Source organism: Peribacillus sp. NPDC056705 (assembly GCF_043656335.1).
The window spans coordinates 16,215-32,321 of the sequence record NZ_JBHTYI010000006.1 but is presented as its reverse complement, the minus strand read 5'-3'; the positions used below and the strand labels follow the sequence as shown (position 1 = coordinate 32,321).

The window sequence follows — 16,107 nt, the reverse complement described above, 5'->3', positions numbered from 1 at the left end:
ATGGGACTTTGTCTTTTGGCTGCTATTAACTTTCTATAATCACTCTTAAGAAAAAGGACATTATGACTTTGGATGTCGATAATAAGGAAGGCTCAGTCTTTTGACTGAGCCTCAATGTTTATCTATCCAAAAAAACAGTTTCAAATTTGTTTCATATATCGTTAATGGATTTAGGTTCCAACTGAACCGCGTGCTTTCTGAAAGCAAGACTTACCGTGATCATCACAATGAAATTGACCGCCAAGGCGATGATTCCCACATTCAAATCTTTTGCGGCTTGCGGCAAGGATGGAAACAAGGTTCCTATAGTTGAAGAACTGAGTGTAATGCAGATTACGATGAATAATCCGGTGATAATGCCGGCGATTGCGCCATATTTATTGATGGGATTATTCTTCTTCAGACTAAAGAGCAGGGACGGGAATAGCTGTGTAATGAGACTGTAGCCCATTAGAATTAATGCTGACATCGTTTCGCCGCCGTTTAAGGTGAAGTAGACGGCTATAAGGGCAATGACTGGAACAAGGAACTTTGCCAATCGTACAACGTGGCGATCGGACACTGCAGGTGCAAATTCCTTATAGACGTTTTTCGCGAGCAGTGTAGCGACGCTCATCAAAAGCATGGATCCCGGCACCAACGCGGTCAACAATCCAGCTCCGCCGATTATGCCTATAAACCATGGATCAAAGGTCTCGATCGAAAGGCGCAGCAATGAGAGGTCTGCATCTGCCCCAACAAGTCCGGGCACTTTCAATATAGCTGTAAACCCAACGAAAAAGACGAATAACAGCATGAGCGTATATAAAGGACTGATGATGGCATTCTTTCGAAATACCTTGCCGCTGCGTGCTGAAAAGACAGCGCTGAAAACTTGCGGCCACATATAGAAACCGAATACGAGCAATATTACCGTGGAGATAAACCATGATACGCTAAGTCCCTGGTCAGGGAACTTTAGAAAACCAGGTTTGGCCGCATCAATCGCTTCAAACATCGGCTGAAATCCGCCAAAGTAATGGATCGGCAGATAAATCCCCAAAAATCCTATTATGGCGACCATCATGATATCTTTAATGACCGCTGTCCAAACAGAACCGTGTATTCCGGAGATCATCACATAAATGGTAAGGCTGATCGCCCCCATCCAAACTGCCTCGGGCATTGAGATGGCACCATAAGATGCCTCTGAGACAATGATTCCCAATCCTTTCAGCTGCACGACGATCACTGGAATCATCGACACCACACCGACAAGTGCAGCCAAAATTCCTAAACTGGGACTCTTATATTTGCTCACAAAGAAATCGGATTGAGACATCAGTTTATTTTCTTTGGCATATTTCCATATTTCCGGAAGGAGCCAATAGGATAATACGTAAGACAAAGTAATGTAAATTAGAACATATAGAGCGGGTGCGCCCTTGCCATATGCCCAGCCGCTGCCGCCAAGGAAGGAGAAGGTCGTATAGATTTCACCGGCCATCAGCAGAAAGACGAAAATCGCACCAAAACCACGTCCGCCCACCGTCCATTGTTCCAAGTCCATATCTTTTCCTTTTGAAGAGCGTATCCCTAAAAATATCGATAGAAGTAAAAATGCTAAAATGATTAAGAGAGCAATATTCATTTCGGGTCACCTTCCCGATTCCTGGGATCCAGCTTATACATGATGCCCAATATGGCAGAGGTAAGGACAACCCACATAGCCATCCAGAACATATTGAAAGGCATCCCTAATACGTATGGTTCTATTTTATTAACAAAAGGTAGAAATCCTAGTATGCCTATAAAAGGAACTAGAGTAAGGATATATATAATCTTCATTAAACAAACCCCTCCGTTTTAAATAAGTGAAACGTCCATCAATGGGGTTTATTCTTCAATGCCACTGATGGCTTTGGTGAACCAAACCGGGAAGGAAAATTCATGCAAGACGGATTTACCTTCTTTTAAAAAGGTCCGATGATATATAATAGCTTACACTATTTTGATATAAAATTTAATGGAGTTGGGTGATATATTTTAGCAAAAAAGCGCCAACTGCCTAATCTTGATATGTTTCTTAGATGGAGAAAGCCTTGAATTCGAATTGAATTCAAGACTTTATTTCCTTTAGCTATTTTTTTTCCGATAGTTATATAGTATCACCAAGAGTATGAACCAGATCGGGGTCAAAAGCAGTGATAGTCGTGTAGCTTCAGCGAATAGCATAACAATAAGGATGAATAGGAATAATCCTAAAATAGCGTAATTGACAAAGGGTGTAAAAGGAGCCTTGAAAGTCGATTGAGCTCTTAGATCAGGCCTTGTTTTCGAATATTTGATATGGGAGATCAAGATGATGCTCCATACCCAAATGAAACAGATGGCACTGATGGTCGTCACCACGGTAAACGCCTGTTCCGGTATCAGCTTGCTCAATAATGCCCCTATTGATACAACGATGGTGGATGTTAATAAGGCATTGCTTGGAACAGCCTGTTTATTTAATTTTTCCAGTTTAGCAGGGGCTTCGCCATTCCTGCTTAACGTATAGAGTATCCGGCTTGTTGAAAATAAACCGCTGTTGCATGCAGAAGCAGCGGATGTCAACACGACGAAGTTGATGATTCCTGCAGCGACAGGAATGCCGATTAACGCAAAGACCTCTACAAATGGGCTGCTCGTGGCATCAAGTTGTGTCCATGGGTTGACACAGAGAATGACGAATAGGGCACCCACATAGAAAAGTAAAATCCGGACAGGGATTTTATTGATGGCAGAGGGAATGTTCTTTCTCGGGTTCGCCGTTTCCGCTGCGGAAACCCCGACCAATTCGACACCGACAAATGAGAAGACGACTAACTGTAAAGATAATAGGAATCCGGAAATGCCATTGGGGAACATGCCCCCATGATTCCATAGGTTCGTTACGGAAACCGTTCCGGTATTGGTATTGAAGCCGATGATCAAAAGAATGATTCCTACGATGATCAAGGCAATGATCGTGACTACTTTAATGATGGCAAACCAGAATTCCAATTCGCCGAATAACTTAACGGTCAATAGGTTCAACCCTAACAGAATGACTAGGCATATTAGGGCCGGAATCCATTGAGGGATATCGAACCAATATTGTATATAGACACCGACAGCTATGATATCGGCCATTGCGGTCATGATCCAACAGAACCAATATGTCCAACCTGTCACGAATCCAGCCCATGGACCGACATATTCGGTTGCAAATTCAGTGAATGATGCATAACCTGCATTGGATAATAGCAATTCGCCCAGCGCCCTCATCACAAAAAACAAAGCAATTCCTATTATCAGATAGGAGAATATAATGGAAGGTCCAGCCAATTGTATGGCTTTTCCGGATCCTAAAAATAAACCGGTGCCAATGGTTCCTCCTATTGCAATCAGTTGTACATGTCGATTTTTTAAATCTCTTTTTAATTCCTGTTTAGCCAATTCTTGCGCCCCCGTTTTTTATAGTCTTGTTAGTGAATGATTTCAACCTGCATGGTCTTGGAGAGATGGGCGTGATTTTTTGCCCTGCTTGCCTATTCCATGGTTTTCAAGAGTGTAGTTTTAAGTCCAATCACAAATTGGACAATAAAAAAAGAGATTGGATAATACCAATCTCTTAAAGGGTTCAGAATAACAATTCTATCATTCGTTACTCTTCTGTCCTTTTGCCTGAGATTGTGAATCCTTCGGCGCTGCATCTTGTACAGTCTCTCCAGAAGCTGCTCCTGCTATAGTGTCATCCATAGCATTCATCGCTTGCTTGTATGCGGTTGTGAATAAATGTCTGTCAGTGTTAATCTTCCACTGTTGGATCATTCATTATGCTTATAAAATAATATTGGAATTCTATCATCTATTTTTCGATTGGTCAACAAATTTTTTTGAAATGAAACAGGCATTATCCGCAGTTTAATAGTGGTCTGTATTTAACTTAAGGTTTAAGCAGAAATGATAGTTTTCCACTCTTTTTGAACGAACACTATTATAAAATACTGAACATCATTTTTTTAAAATGATATTTTAAGATTAGAAAAATCGACAAGATATTATTGGTAACTGTTTATTTCAAAAATACAATTGTATTTTTACAGAATATTTACTATTATAAGATAAGAAAACATAATTGAAGTGTTATGTAATATTGATTACGATAAAGCAATTCTAATTAAAAGAGAGTCGTTCGTGGCAAGGATGGAAAAGCATTACCGATATTGCATCTGGGGGAGTTAATCATGTCGAACAAGGAATTAAAGAGAGGGCTGGAATCAAGACATATTCAAATGATAGCCTTGGGCGGAACCATCGGGGTCGGGTTATTCATGGGATCTGCGAGCACGATCAAATGGACCGGGCCCTCTGTAATGCTTGCTTATGCAATCGCAGGTATTTTTATATTTTTCATCATGCGTTCCATGGGTGAGATGCTATATTTAGAACCGACTACAGGTTCTTTTGCAACCTTTGCGAGCAGCTATATACATCCCTTGGCAGGTTATATGACTGCTTGGAGCAATTGGTTTCAATGGGTAATCGTCGGAATGTCCGAAATCATCGCAGTTGGGTTGTATATGCAATATTGGTTCCCGGAGTTACCTGCTTGGATACCAGGTGTGGTCGCCATGATCATCTTGGGGGCGGCAAACCTTATTTCGGTAAAATCCTTCGGGGAATTTGAATTTTGGTTTGCACTTATAAAAATCATAACGATTATATTGATGATCATTGCTGGCCTTGGCCTTATCTTCTTTGGAATAGGGAATGGCGGGGATGCTATTGGATTATCGAATCTTTGGGCAAATGGCGGCTTCTTTACGGGAGGCTGGAAAGGATTCTTCTTCGCGCTTTCCCTTGTCGTGGCTGCCTATCAAGGCGTTGAGCTTATCGGCATCACAGCCGGAGAAGCGAAAGATCCAACCAAGACCGTAACAAAAGCGATCCAATCAATCATATGGCGCATTTTAATTTTCTACATTGGTGCCATATTCGTCATCGTGACCGTCTTCCCTTGGGATCAACTGGATGACTTAGGCAGTCCGTTTGTTTCAACCTTTGCCAAAATAGGTATCACTGCAGCGGCAGGCATCATCAATTTTGTCGTAATCACTGCAGCAATGTCTGGATGCAACAGTGGGATTTTCAGTGCAGGACGTATGCTTTACACACTGGCATTGAATGGCCAAGCCCCGAAAGCCTTTGCTAAAGTATCAAAAAATGGAGTGCCGGCATATTGCACGATCGCTGTACTTTTAGGATTGGGCATCGGGGTTATCCTGAATTACCTTGCACCGCCGCAATTATTCCTTTATGTGTACAGTGCGAGTGTATTGCCCGGGATGATTCCATGGTTTGTCATACTTATCAGTGAGCTTAAATTCAGAAAGGTGAATGCTTCTGAAATGGAGAAACATCCGTTCAAAATGCCGTTGGCCCCTTTCAGTAACTATGCGACAATTGCCTTTTTACTGATGGTGCTGGTCGGTATGTGGATCAATCCTAGCACAAGGATTTCCTTGGTTGTCGGGATCGTTTTCCTAGCCTTGGTCGCAGCAAGTTATTACATGCTGAAAATGGATAAACGAACACCATTGGATGTTAAATCCAATGATGAGATTTCCTGATAAGGTAACAAAAAGCCCTTCTCTTAACTCGAGAAGGGCTTTTTTTTTTTTTGGGATCAATTGCTGAATTCATTCACGAGTAAAACCGTTGAATTCACGGGTAAATGCGTGGAATTCACGAGTAAATGCGTGGAATTCACGAGTAAAGTAGTTGAATTCACGAGTAAAGCTGGAATTCACGAGTAAAACCGTGGAATTCACGAGTAAATGCGTTGAATTCACGAGTAAAACTGAAAAATTCACGAGTAAAGCTAAATTGACCCCATTACAAGGGAGGGCCAGCAAGAGGAATGTATCTTCCTGCCAGGTTTTTTCATAGGATGTAACATATTTACTCGAGGAAGGGGTTATCTTTTGGAAAGAACAAAGCTTACCGGGCGTATCGTTACACCTAATGATGCTGAGTATGAGCGTGCCAGGATAAATAATAACTTAAGTTTTTCTAAATTCCCAAAGGTCATTGTGTTTTGTCAAAATTCCGATGATGTGTTGAATTCATTGAAGTGGGCCCGGGAAAATCATGCACCTTTCCGGGTTAGGAGCGGCAGGCATAGTTATGAAAATTTTTCATTAGTGAATGGCGGTCTAGTCATTGATATTAGTGAAATGTACAATATCAAGGTCAATCGTGAAAAAATGATCGCAAAAATTGAAGCCGGAGCTGATTTAGGGCGAGTATATAATACGTTATGGAACTATGGAACGACGATTCCGGCAGGGACCGAAAGCAGTGTTGGTGTTGTAGGTCTTACGCTCGGCGGTGGAATAGGTATGTTAACGAGGCGCTTTGGACTTACTTGTGACAATCTACTTGAAATAGAAATGGTAAGGGCGTGTGGAAAGAGGGGCGCCAAACTCATTAAAGCAAATAGGAAAATCAATAGTGATTTATTTTGGGCTTGCTGCGGGGGAGGAGGGGGAAACTTTGGCATAGTCACTTCTCTTACTTTCAGGGTAACCCCCGTATCAAGGGTATCTATTTTCTCCGTCACATGGGGGTGGGAAGATTTCGAAGCGGTGTTTGAAGCCTGGCAGGATTGGGCCCCTCAAGCTGATGAATGCTTAACTTCAGAAATAGAGTTCAAGGCAAAGGAAGCAAACGAAATTTTTGCTAAAGGTGAATTTGTTGGAACGTCACATAGATTGAAGCAGCTATTAAAGCCTTTGACAAAAACTGGTTCACCAATAAATGTCATGATAAAGGAAGTCCCATACATTGAAGCCGTAAGATTCTTTGATTATCCAGCTGGAAATCAACCGGCGTATCGAAAGAGGTCAGGATCTTTCATTGAAAAAGCTTTTCCGCAGCAAGCAATCATGACCATGAAACATTTTTTAGGAAATGCTCCAAATGAAGATGCAGCCATTTGGCACCAATCCTTAGGAGGAGTGGCGGGGCTTAAAGATCCAAAGGAGACAGCTTTTTATTATCGCGATGCCATCATCGCCCAGGAGTATCAGGCTACATGGACCAATCCAGAAGAAGAGCGGCAAAACATTCGTTGGATCAAGGACCTGAAGCATGCCTTGTCGCCATTTACTACCGGTGACTATGTGAATTGGCCGGATACTCTAATCAAAGATTGGCCAACTGCGTATTATGGAGAAAATTTCAAACGGCTTAGGGAAGTGAAAACGAGGTATGATCCATACAATGCGTTTAAGTTCCCACAAAGTATACCGCCATTAAATAAGTGGGGGTGAAAAAGCTTGGATTCACCAAAAACATTCGTTATATAAAGGCCTATTCCTAAATTTGGATATAGGCCTCTTTCTTCTTGTTTTGAATCAATTAATCGAGATAATGCTCAAAATCATTCCGCTTGCTGAGCTTGTACTGTATTGTATACCTGATTTACGGAAGATTGGGCTTGGGCGATTTCTTGAGCAGCTTGTTTAATGGCTTCTTGTGCCAAAGTTGGATCAGAGGAAGATTTTTCAATTGCTTGTGAAAGTAAGGTTTGCGTAAGGGTAACGTTTGCTTTTGCTTGATTTAATTGGTTGATATCAATTTGTTGCTGAGGCATGTGGTTTCTCTCCTTATGTCATTATTGGAATTACTCCATTAGGATGACAGTTCTTTTCTATTTTATAAGGAGAAAAAAATATAACGTAGACAGGATGGACAGTTTGGAAAAGTTCTGAAACGGCCAAAAAGTATTCGTTTTATTTACTTAGAATCCTGAAATTTTCATCTGCATAATTACTATTACGTTCCTTGAATATCATAATGTATGAAAACGTAAAAAATATATCGTGATTTTTGGTTGTTCTGTAAATTAAATTATACTTTACTTATTGGTTTTATCAGATTAAAATCGGAGAAAGAATTATTATAAGTGGATGAGCTGATTGGACAACCGAAAGCTCCTGAACGCGAAAAGCGAACAGGAGCTTTTTGCGTTCATTTTGGAAAAGGAGTTGGCAAGATGAATATTGATCATATTGAAGCATTTATGTATGTTGTTCACCTTAATAGTTTTCATAAAGCCGCAGAAGCAATGTTTTTATCACAGCCAACTGTTTCGGCAAGAATTAAGACCCTTGAGAGTGAACTCGATTCAGTACTATTTGAGAGGCAAGGAAGAGGGATTATTTTAACCGAAAAAGGGAAAGCCTTCATTCCATTTGCTGATCAAATTATTCGTACCTTTCACCAGGGGAAAAAGCAGTTGAAAACAGGAAGCGAACTGGAGGAAATAACGATTGGGGCTAATATCATTACATCGCAATACTTTATTCCATTTGCTCTTCCTCTATGGAAAAAGGAAAACCCAAATTTACGCTTTAAATTTATTTCAGCAACAAATGATGCATTAATGGAAAAATTGCTTCAGAAACAAGTTGATATAGCCTTTATGAAGGATGTTACACATAGTGGTCTGCAAAATTACAAAACCCTTGATAATTCGATTCGTTTAGTCGTGTATCCAGGACATCCATTTCAACTTCGAACTGGGCTAACAGTACAGGAATTAGCAATGGAGCCGTTGGTATTTTTTGAGTGTGGTGCACTTGACTGGAACCACGTTCATAAAATTTTTGAAGTGTCCAATGTAGAGCCGCGCATTGATTTTCAGGTTGATCACCTGGAAGTGGCGAAGTCGCTAATTCTTAGCAGAAGCTGTATCGGATTTTTACCGTACTTATGTATTAAAAAAGAGTTAGAACAGGGAAATTTGATTGAAGTGGATGTGTCACATTTACTCAAGATAAAGCAGCACATCTATCTGACGCATTTAAATCACGGGATGGAATCCCCTTTATTATGGAAAGACATTCTTTTATCGATTCGGAAATTTGAGAAAAACCATCAGCAATTACAGATACAATCGAATTGATAGATATTTTCTATCAATACAATATTTTTTTCTATTAGTAAAACCATTGCCATTAGCATGTTTTAGATGATAGGATATGTCAAAATATAATTATTCACATAAGTAAACTTTGAATTAAAACGGAGGAGAGAATATGAGTTATAAGCTTGGCATTTTAGACCAGAGCCCGATATTTCCAGGAGCTTCAGCATTTGATGCGCTACAGCAAACCATTAATCTGGCTAGACATGCAGAAGAGTGGGGTTATACCCGTTTCTGGGTATCGGAACATCATCATGCCGAACAGCTGGCGGGGTCCTCCCCGGAAGTATTGATTTCTTATTTATTAGCCCAGACAAAATCGATTCGGGTAGGTTCCGGAGGTGTTATGCTTCAGCATTATAGTCCATATAAGGTGGCGGAAAACTTTCACGTATTATCGAATCTCTCGCCAGGCAGGGTAGACCTTGGCATCGGAAAGGCACCAGGCGGCCTCCCCTTATCAACGAAGGCGCTGCAGTTTGGAACTGTGAATGATGGAAAAGATTTCAAAGAGCGGTTATCTTTCCTGCAAGAAATAATTGGAAATTCGGTTAATGAAGCTCACCCGCTTGCAGGCATTCAAGCGACACCGCTCCCTTCCAAAAAGCCTAAGATGTTTCTGCTTGGTGCAAGTGCTGACAGTGCCAGATTAGCAGCCGATCTTGGTATAGCTTATGTATTTGCTCAATTTATCAATAGTAATGAGACTGTACTCGAAGATGCTTCACGCATTTACCAAAGTATCTATCCAACTGGAAGCTTTAAGGTATCGGTTTCAGTGATTGCTGCTCCTTCACAGCAAGAAGCAGAACAGTTAACAGGTGACCAGAAGATTGTGAAAGTTCATCTCAAAAGCGGTCGTTCTGTCACGGTCCAAACACTATCGCAAGCAGAGTTATTCGGGAAGCAGTCTGGGGAGCCTTACGAAATAGAAGAACAAGATTCCAATATCATTGCTGGAACTCCTTCTTATGTAAAAGAAGTCTTAGCAAATTTACATGAAAAGTACGGTGTAGATGAGTTTATCCTACATTCGCCGGTTTTAAAGGAAGCAGAAAGGTTCAGATCTTTTCGATTGTTGAGTCCGCTTCAATTAGCCTTATCTGAAGAGAAACACGTTACGAGCCAAAATTAGCGTAGATGGTGGATGTCAGCAAAGCTGAATACCGATTAATTAAAGGAGGAGTATTGATGTCTGAGCAGAGAAAGTTGAAATTTGGAGCGCTTATTCATGGAGTTGGAGGGAGTATATCTGGTTGGAGACATCCAGACATTCAAGCAGATGCCAGTGTTAGTCTTGAATTTTATAAGGAGCAGGCCCAGAAGGCTGAAGAGGGAAAGTTCGATTTACTTTTCATTGCTGACGGATTGTTTATCAATGAGAAGTCAATACCGCATTTCTTAAATCGATTTGAACCACTTACCATTTTATCCGCACTCGCTGCTTTCACATCAAGAATAGGACTTGTCGGAACAGTTTCCACCTCATACAGTGAGCCATTTACTGTAGCCCGGCAATTTGCTTCACTTGATCACATTAGTCAAGGTCGTGGCGGATGGAACCTTGTTACTACCCCTCTTGAGAGTACGGCCTTGAACTATAACAAAACGATTGAGGAACACCCTGATCATGCCAAACGCTATCGGATAGCATCAGAATATATACAAGTCACCAAAGGACTTTGGGATTCATGGGAGGATGACGCGTTTACTCGGGATAAAGAGTCCGGTGAGTTTTTTGATCCTTCTAAAATGCATCAATTAAAGCATAAAGGAGAATTTTTCTCCGTGCATGGACCACTCAACATTGCCAGATCTAAACAGGGGAGACCTGTCATTTTTCAAGCTGGCTCATCAGAAGCTGGCAAAAATTTTGCGGCTAAAGAAGCGGATGCAATCTTTACAGGTCAACCAACATTGGAAGATGCAAAGATTTTTTATCAAGATGTAAAAAATAGGGCTATTGCATTCGGGAGAAAACCTGATGAAATTGTTATTCTGCCAGGTATCGCGCCAATCATTGGTGCAACTGAGGAAGAGGCGGAACACAAATATCAAGAACTAGCTAACCTAGTTTCTATAGATAAGGCGCTTGACTATTTGGGACGTTACTTCGATCATCATGATTTTTCCCAATATGAACTGGATGCACCTTTCCCAAATCTCGGAGACATCGGAAAAAACAGTTTCCGAAGTACAACTGATCGAATTAAACAGGAAGCGAAGGAGAAACAGTTAACGCTCCGTCAAGTAGCACTTAAGGAGACAACACCCCGGACTTCTTTCATTGGAACTCCAGAGAATGTAGCGGATTTGATTCAGCAATGGTTTGAAGAGAAGGGGGCGGACGGATTTATCTTTTCTTCAAGTGTTCCCAATGCATTAAGTGACTTTGTAGACTATGTGGTCCCTATCCTTCAAAAAAGGGGAATATACCGTACAGAATATGAAGCAGAAACCTTAAGAGGCAACTTGGGCCTTCCATTCCCGGAAAATCGTTATGCGAAAGAAAGCATTAATCAATGATTGAAGAATCATTTGAAAAATTAAAGGAGGAATAAGAAATGGGAGAAGCATTATCTGTCGTCGTTTGGTCAAAACAAGGATGCCACTATTGCGAAGAGGTTAAACAATACTTAAAAGAAAAGGAGATCGCTTATCAAACGGTGGATGTTACCAATCATGATGATCGGCGAGATATTTTAGAAATCAAATATGGTGTTCGGTATGTACCCATTATTGAAATTGGGCGAGGTAGCGTATATGAGAGCGTTACTGAAATTGGAATTCCTCATCTTGAAAAAGTACTTAAACGTGTACAATAACAAAAATTCACGCTTTTAAATCTGAGTCTTTAAGTATGACTGATTGAATAATGAAAAATTGCAGATATAATTCCGACTATTCTTGTGTAAATAATATGTTATAGAAACGAGGAGTTAATCATGACACAGCTAATCCGTCTTGCCACTGTAAAAGATGCTCCTGAAGTGCTTACCGTTACACTTCGGGCTTATGAACCAATTAGAGAATTGAATATTAACTTTCTGGCTGCGACAGCTGATTTGCAGCTAGTGACGAATAATATTCGGCGGAATCTCACTTATGTTTTAGAACAAGAGGGCCAAATTGTTTCCACTGTGACAGTTCGTCACCCATGGAATGATCCTGATCATTTCAGTCCGTACCCATTCATTTGGTGGTTTGCAGTCGACCCCCTATACAAACAAAAAGGTTTTGGCTCGACGTTGTTAACCTGGGTGGAAGAAAATGCACTTCAAAAACAGGTGAAAGCGCCTGCTGTCTATTTGGCGACAGCTGATCGTCATCCTTGGCTTGTTTCCATTTATGAAAGAAGAGGCTATGAGATTTTTGCTGAACGAGATCACGATGGAGAAAAAATTGTGTATCTTCGTAAAATTCTAGATGAAACGTTGTTTCGCATTATTGAAAATAAAGAACCAATTGTTAGTAATTAAAAACGTCGGGGGAATTTGAGATGAGAAAAACATTATTAATTGTTATCGCACTGTTACTTACTTTTTTGGGAGCTTGCTCTTCGAAAGAAACAACGAGTACAGCAAAATCAAGTTCTGGAGATTCAAAAGATAAAAAAGTTCAGAAAATCATTGTCGGAACTGGGACGCAATTCCCTAATATTTGCTTTTTGGATAGTAATGGTAAGTTGACAGGTTATGATGTAGAGTTGGTTCGTCAAATCGATGAAAGGCTGCCTGAATATGAATTTGAATTTAAAACGATGGAATTTTCTAATCTATTATTAAGTTTAGAAACGAACAAAATAGATTTTGTTGCTCACCAAATGGAGGTGAATGATGAACGAAAAGAAAAATTTCTATTTAATAAAGAACCCTATAATGTCTTTCCGCTTCAAGTTACAGTTCATCAGGACAATAATGATATCCATTCCATTAAAGATCTAAAAGGGAAAAAAGCGATAGTGAGTGCAACGAGCAATTCTGCTGTTTTTCTTGAAAAGTATAATAAAGAGAATGATGCCGGTATTGAAATTGTTTATTCTGGCCAAGGCGCAGATGATACGAAGAATCAAATCAAAACTGGTCGGGCGGATGCTACCATTACTACACCATTTGCAGTCGACTTCTTAAATAAACAAGCAGATGCACAGCAAAAGGTTGTGGGTGAGCCGCTTCTTAATTCAAAAGTATACTTTTTGCTAAGAAAAGACGAAACGCCTTTACAGAAGAGAATTGATGAAGCACTTGTGGAGCTGAAAAAAGATGGGGTAGTTAGCGAACTAAGTAAAAAGTGGCTTGGCGCAGACTATTCAGTAGGATTTTAATTAGATAGTAGTAAGCTCGGAGGTGCTAAAGCATGGGGAAGTCATTTGATCCTTCATTAATCGTCGATTTCATTCCGACATTAATTTATTATCTTGGAGTAACATTGCAAATTCTGGCAGCATCCGTTTTATTAGGAATGATCATCGGGATAGCGGCAGCCATCCTGAGATTATTTCGTATCCCAGTTTTGAATCAACTAGTCATTTTGTATATTTCATTCATTCGGGGAACTCCTATTTTAATACAATTATTTCTAGTTTTTTATGGACTGCCTGCAATCCTTTTATTCATTAATATTGATATTTCAAGAATGGATGCTCTGTATTTTGTCATTATTACTTATGCATTAAGTAATGGGGCACATTTCGCAGAAATATTCCGAGGAGCGATTAAGGCTGTCGATTATGGGCAAACGGAAGCAGCCTATTCTGTTGGCATGAATAATAGTCAAAGCTTTTTTCGAATTGTGCTTCCTCAGGCCATAAGGATTGCCTTTCCGAATATCGCAAACTCTATTATCGGATCCTTGAAGGATACCTCGCTTGCCTTTACCATCGGCGTGATGGATATGATGGGCAGGGGAGAGACATTAATTGCTGCAACTGCACATGCTCTCGAAGTCTATCTCTCATTAGCTGTTATCTATTATGCAGTCGTGCTATTGTTTGAGAAAATATTCAGGCTTTATGAAAATCGCATTAATCGGTATCAAACTGTTGATGTGTCTGTTACTGGATAACAAAGGGAGGAGAGAAGGACTTGACGATTGATATTCTATTCATTTGGGCTGCTTTTAAGGAGATTATTAAAGCACTTCCGATCACACTTATCTTAACGATTCTTCCTCTTCTTGCAGGTTTTATTATCGGTCTCGCTGTTGCCTTGATTAGGATATATAAAGTGAAATTTCTTTGTAGAGTTGCAAATGGATATGTTTCCTTCTTTAGAGGAACACCAATTATTATGCACATAATGCTCATTTATTTCGGTTTTCCATTATTAATCGATCAAATTTCAAAAAAATTTGATTTGGGTATTCAATCTAATTCCATTCCGATCATTTTATTTGTCTTAACCGCCTTATCGTTGAGTGCGGGTGCCTATTTATCAGAAATATTCAGATCGGGAATTATCAGTGTCTCCAATGGCCAAATGGAGGCTGCCTTTTCCGTGGGGATGAATTCGTTTCAAGCCATGACGCGAATTGTTTTGCCACAGGCCATTGCTCAGTCCATCCCGAATTTCACGAATATTTTTATTGGATTCTTGCATACGTCATCTATTGCCTTCATTGTATCGCAAAAAGAAATGACAGGAGCAGCCAATATAGTTGCATCCACCAATTTGAAATTTTTGGAGTCTTTTATCGCTGCTGGTTTAATTTATTGGGGCCTCACAATCATTGCAGAGGGGCTTTCGTTTTTAATTGAGAAAAAGGCCACTGCCTATAATCGAGGAGGAGTACAATGATTTATTTAAAAGATATAAAAAAATCATTTAACCAGCAGCCTGTTTTAAAAGGGATTAATTTGAAAATAGGAAAGGGAGAAGTAGTTACCATACTTGGACCGAGTGGATCTGGGAAAACGACCCTGCTTAGGTGCTTGAACTTTCTCGAGAAGCCAGATGAGGGAATTGTTCAAGTCGGAGATATCCAGGTGAAGTCTAAAAAGGCGACCAAAAGGGAAATCTTATCCCTTAGGAGACAATCGGCAATGGTTTTTCAGCATTATAATTTATTTGCTCATAAAACTGTTTTGGATAATGTAATGGAAGGGTTAATTGTTACAAAAAAATATAAGAAAGCTGAAGCGAAACGGGAAAGCGAGCTGTTATTGGAAAAAGTAGGTTTGGGAGATAAGCATAACCATTTCCCTTCGCAATTGTCAGGAGGGCAACAGCAGCGTGTTGGAATTGCCAGGGCGCTTGCTTTAAATCCGGAGGTCATTCTATTTGACGAGCCAACGTCGGCACTCGACCCTGAGTTGGTTGGGGAGGTGCTTTCTGTCATAAAAGCAATTGCACAGGAAGGCATCACGATGGTGATTGTGACCCATGAAATGAGTTTTGCTAAAGAGATATCGGATCGCGTTCTTTTCATGGATGGCGGGGTCATTGTTGAAGAAGGGTCACCATTGGAGATTTTCAATGCTCCAAAAAAAGAGCGAACACGACAATTTTTAAACCGGATATCAAGAGATTTTTCCGTATCGTTTTTAGAAGAAAGGGCCAATTAAAGGAAGGGGCAAAAGGAGGACGTATGATTAATACAATCGTAGTCGATGAATTGATTGAAGAAGATAAAGAGACGGTGCGCCGCTTATTGGTAGAAAGTTATCAACAATATGAACATGAATATTCGAACCCGGAAGCTTGGGAAGGATATTTAAAAAATATTGAATCCTCGGTGGATAATCCACATGTTGATAAGGTGTTGGTTGCAAAGTGCAATCAGGATATCCTTGGCACATTACAGCTTTTTCAGTCATCTGAAAAAGCATATGAAAAGCCGGAACTTGGGATTTTTTCACCAATCATCCGGTTGTTGGCCGTTCATCCCGAATCAAGGGGACGCGGTATCGCTCAGGAATTATTAAAAGCTAGTGTAAATTATGCAAAATCGCAAGGTGCGTCCAGTTTGTATCTACATTCTACTGATAAGATGCATAAAGCCATTAAACTATATGAATGGTTTGGCTTTAAACGGGATCGAACGAAGGAATTTCAAAATCATGATATTTTAGTAAAATGCTATCGCTTAGATTTATAGAAGGAGGCGACTGT

16 protein-coding genes and 1 riboswitch are annotated in these 16,107 nt (G+C 40.2%); of the genes, 12 read left to right on the top strand and 4 right to left on the bottom strand.

What is annotated here, in order from left to right:
• Window positions 1-151 precede the first annotated feature (151 nt).
• The 3 genes from ACFRAK_RS10075 to ACFRAK_RS10065 form a co-directional block, all read right to left on the bottom strand.
• Window positions 152-1,630, bottom strand: coding sequence for a sodium:solute symporter family protein (locus ACFRAK_RS10075; protein ID WP_387602013.1), 1,479 nt, complete (start codon window positions 1,628-1,630; stop codon window positions 152-154).
• Window positions 1,627-1,827, bottom strand: a complete 201-nt coding sequence (locus ACFRAK_RS10070) for a DUF3311 domain-containing protein (protein ID WP_377395003.1) — start codon at window positions 1,825-1,827, stop codon at window positions 1,627-1,629. The genes ACFRAK_RS10075 and ACFRAK_RS10070 overlap by 4 nt, the downstream gene beginning before the upstream one ends.
• A 288-nt stretch (window positions 1,828-2,115) precedes the next feature.
• Window positions 2,116-3,459 carry an amino acid permease gene (locus ACFRAK_RS10065; protein WP_387602015.1) on the bottom strand — a complete coding sequence of 448 codons (1,344 nt, stop codon included), beginning with the start codon at window positions 3,457-3,459 and terminating at the stop codon, window positions 2,116-2,118.
• Between the two features lie 206 nt (window positions 3,460-3,665).
• Window positions 3,666-3,744, bottom strand: a riboswitch (glycine riboswitch).
• 506 nt (window positions 3,745-4,250) lie between these two features.
• Here ACFRAK_RS10065 and ACFRAK_RS10060 point away from each other — a divergent pair.
• Window positions 4,251-5,636, top strand: a complete 1,386-nt coding sequence (locus ACFRAK_RS10060) for an amino acid permease (RefSeq protein ID WP_387602018.1) — start codon at window positions 4,251-4,253, stop codon at window positions 5,634-5,636.
• A 354-nt stretch (window positions 5,637-5,990) separates the two neighbouring features.
• Window positions 5,991-7,340, top strand: coding sequence for an FAD-binding oxidoreductase (locus ACFRAK_RS10055; RefSeq protein ID WP_387602024.1), 1,350 nt, complete (start codon window positions 5,991-5,993; stop codon window positions 7,338-7,340).
• Window positions 7,341-7,450: 110 nt separating this feature from the next.
• Here the strand turns inward: ACFRAK_RS10055 and ACFRAK_RS10050 are convergent, their stop codons facing one another.
• Entirely contained in the window at window positions 7,451-7,663 is a 213-nt protein-coding gene (locus ACFRAK_RS10050) for a hypothetical protein (RefSeq protein ID WP_057278656.1), read from the bottom strand.
• Window positions 7,664-8,065: 402 nt separating this feature from the next.
• Here ACFRAK_RS10050 and ACFRAK_RS10045 point away from each other — a divergent pair, with 402 nt between their 5' ends.
• The 10 genes from ACFRAK_RS10045 to ACFRAK_RS10000 all read left to right on the top strand — a co-directional run bounded on the left by ACFRAK_RS10045 (window position 8,066) and on the right by ACFRAK_RS10000 (window position 16,093).
• On the top strand, window positions 8,066-8,977 hold the full coding sequence (locus ACFRAK_RS10045; RefSeq protein ID WP_387602120.1) for a LysR family transcriptional regulator: 912 nt from the start codon (window positions 8,066-8,068) through the stop codon (window positions 8,975-8,977).
• 133 nt (window positions 8,978-9,110) lie between these two features.
• A complete protein-coding gene (locus ACFRAK_RS10040) occupies window positions 9,111-10,133 on the top strand; it encodes an LLM class flavin-dependent oxidoreductase (protein ID WP_387602028.1) in 1,023 nt (340 codons plus the stop codon).
• 56 nt (window positions 10,134-10,189) lie between these two features.
• Window positions 10,190-11,524 (top strand): LLM class flavin-dependent oxidoreductase, encoded by a 1,335-nt coding sequence (locus tag ACFRAK_RS10035; RefSeq protein WP_387602031.1) that lies wholly within the window; start codon window positions 10,190-10,192, stop codon window positions 11,522-11,524.
• 38 nt (window positions 11,525-11,562) lie between these two features.
• The gene (locus ACFRAK_RS10030) at window positions 11,563-11,823 is read left to right on the top strand and encodes a glutaredoxin family protein (protein ID WP_141992636.1); all 261 of its coding nucleotides are present in this window, start codon (window positions 11,563-11,565) and stop codon (window positions 11,821-11,823) included.
• Between the two features lie 120 nt (window positions 11,824-11,943).
• Window positions 11,944-12,477 carry a GNAT family N-acetyltransferase gene (locus tag ACFRAK_RS10025; protein ID WP_387602035.1) on the top strand — a complete coding sequence of 178 codons (534 nt, stop codon included), beginning with the start codon at window positions 11,944-11,946 and terminating at the stop codon, window positions 12,475-12,477.
• 20 nt (window positions 12,478-12,497) lie between these two features.
• A complete protein-coding gene (locus tag ACFRAK_RS10020) occupies window positions 12,498-13,322 on the top strand; it encodes an amino acid ABC transporter substrate-binding protein (protein ID WP_387602037.1) in 825 nt (274 codons plus the stop codon).
• Between the two features lie 32 nt (window positions 13,323-13,354).
• A complete protein-coding gene (locus tag ACFRAK_RS10015) occupies window positions 13,355-14,062 on the top strand; it encodes an amino acid ABC transporter permease (RefSeq protein ID WP_394571694.1) in 708 nt (235 codons plus the stop codon).
• Between the two features lie 20 nt (window positions 14,063-14,082).
• Window positions 14,083-14,793, top strand: a complete 711-nt coding sequence (locus ACFRAK_RS10010) for an amino acid ABC transporter permease (protein ID WP_387705747.1) — start codon at window positions 14,083-14,085, stop codon at window positions 14,791-14,793.
• Window positions 14,790-15,560 (top strand): amino acid ABC transporter ATP-binding protein, encoded by a 771-nt coding sequence (locus ACFRAK_RS10005; RefSeq protein ID WP_394571693.1) that lies wholly within the window; start codon window positions 14,790-14,792, stop codon window positions 15,558-15,560. The genes ACFRAK_RS10010 and ACFRAK_RS10005 overlap by 4 nt, the downstream gene beginning before the upstream one ends.
• A gap of 23 nt (window positions 15,561-15,583) precedes the next feature.
• The gene (locus ACFRAK_RS10000; RefSeq protein WP_089362828.1) at window positions 15,584-16,093 is read left to right on the top strand and encodes a GNAT family N-acetyltransferase; all 510 of its coding nucleotides are present in this window, start codon (window positions 15,584-15,586) and stop codon (window positions 16,091-16,093) included.
• The last annotated feature ends 14 nt before the right edge of the window (window positions 16,094-16,107 follow it).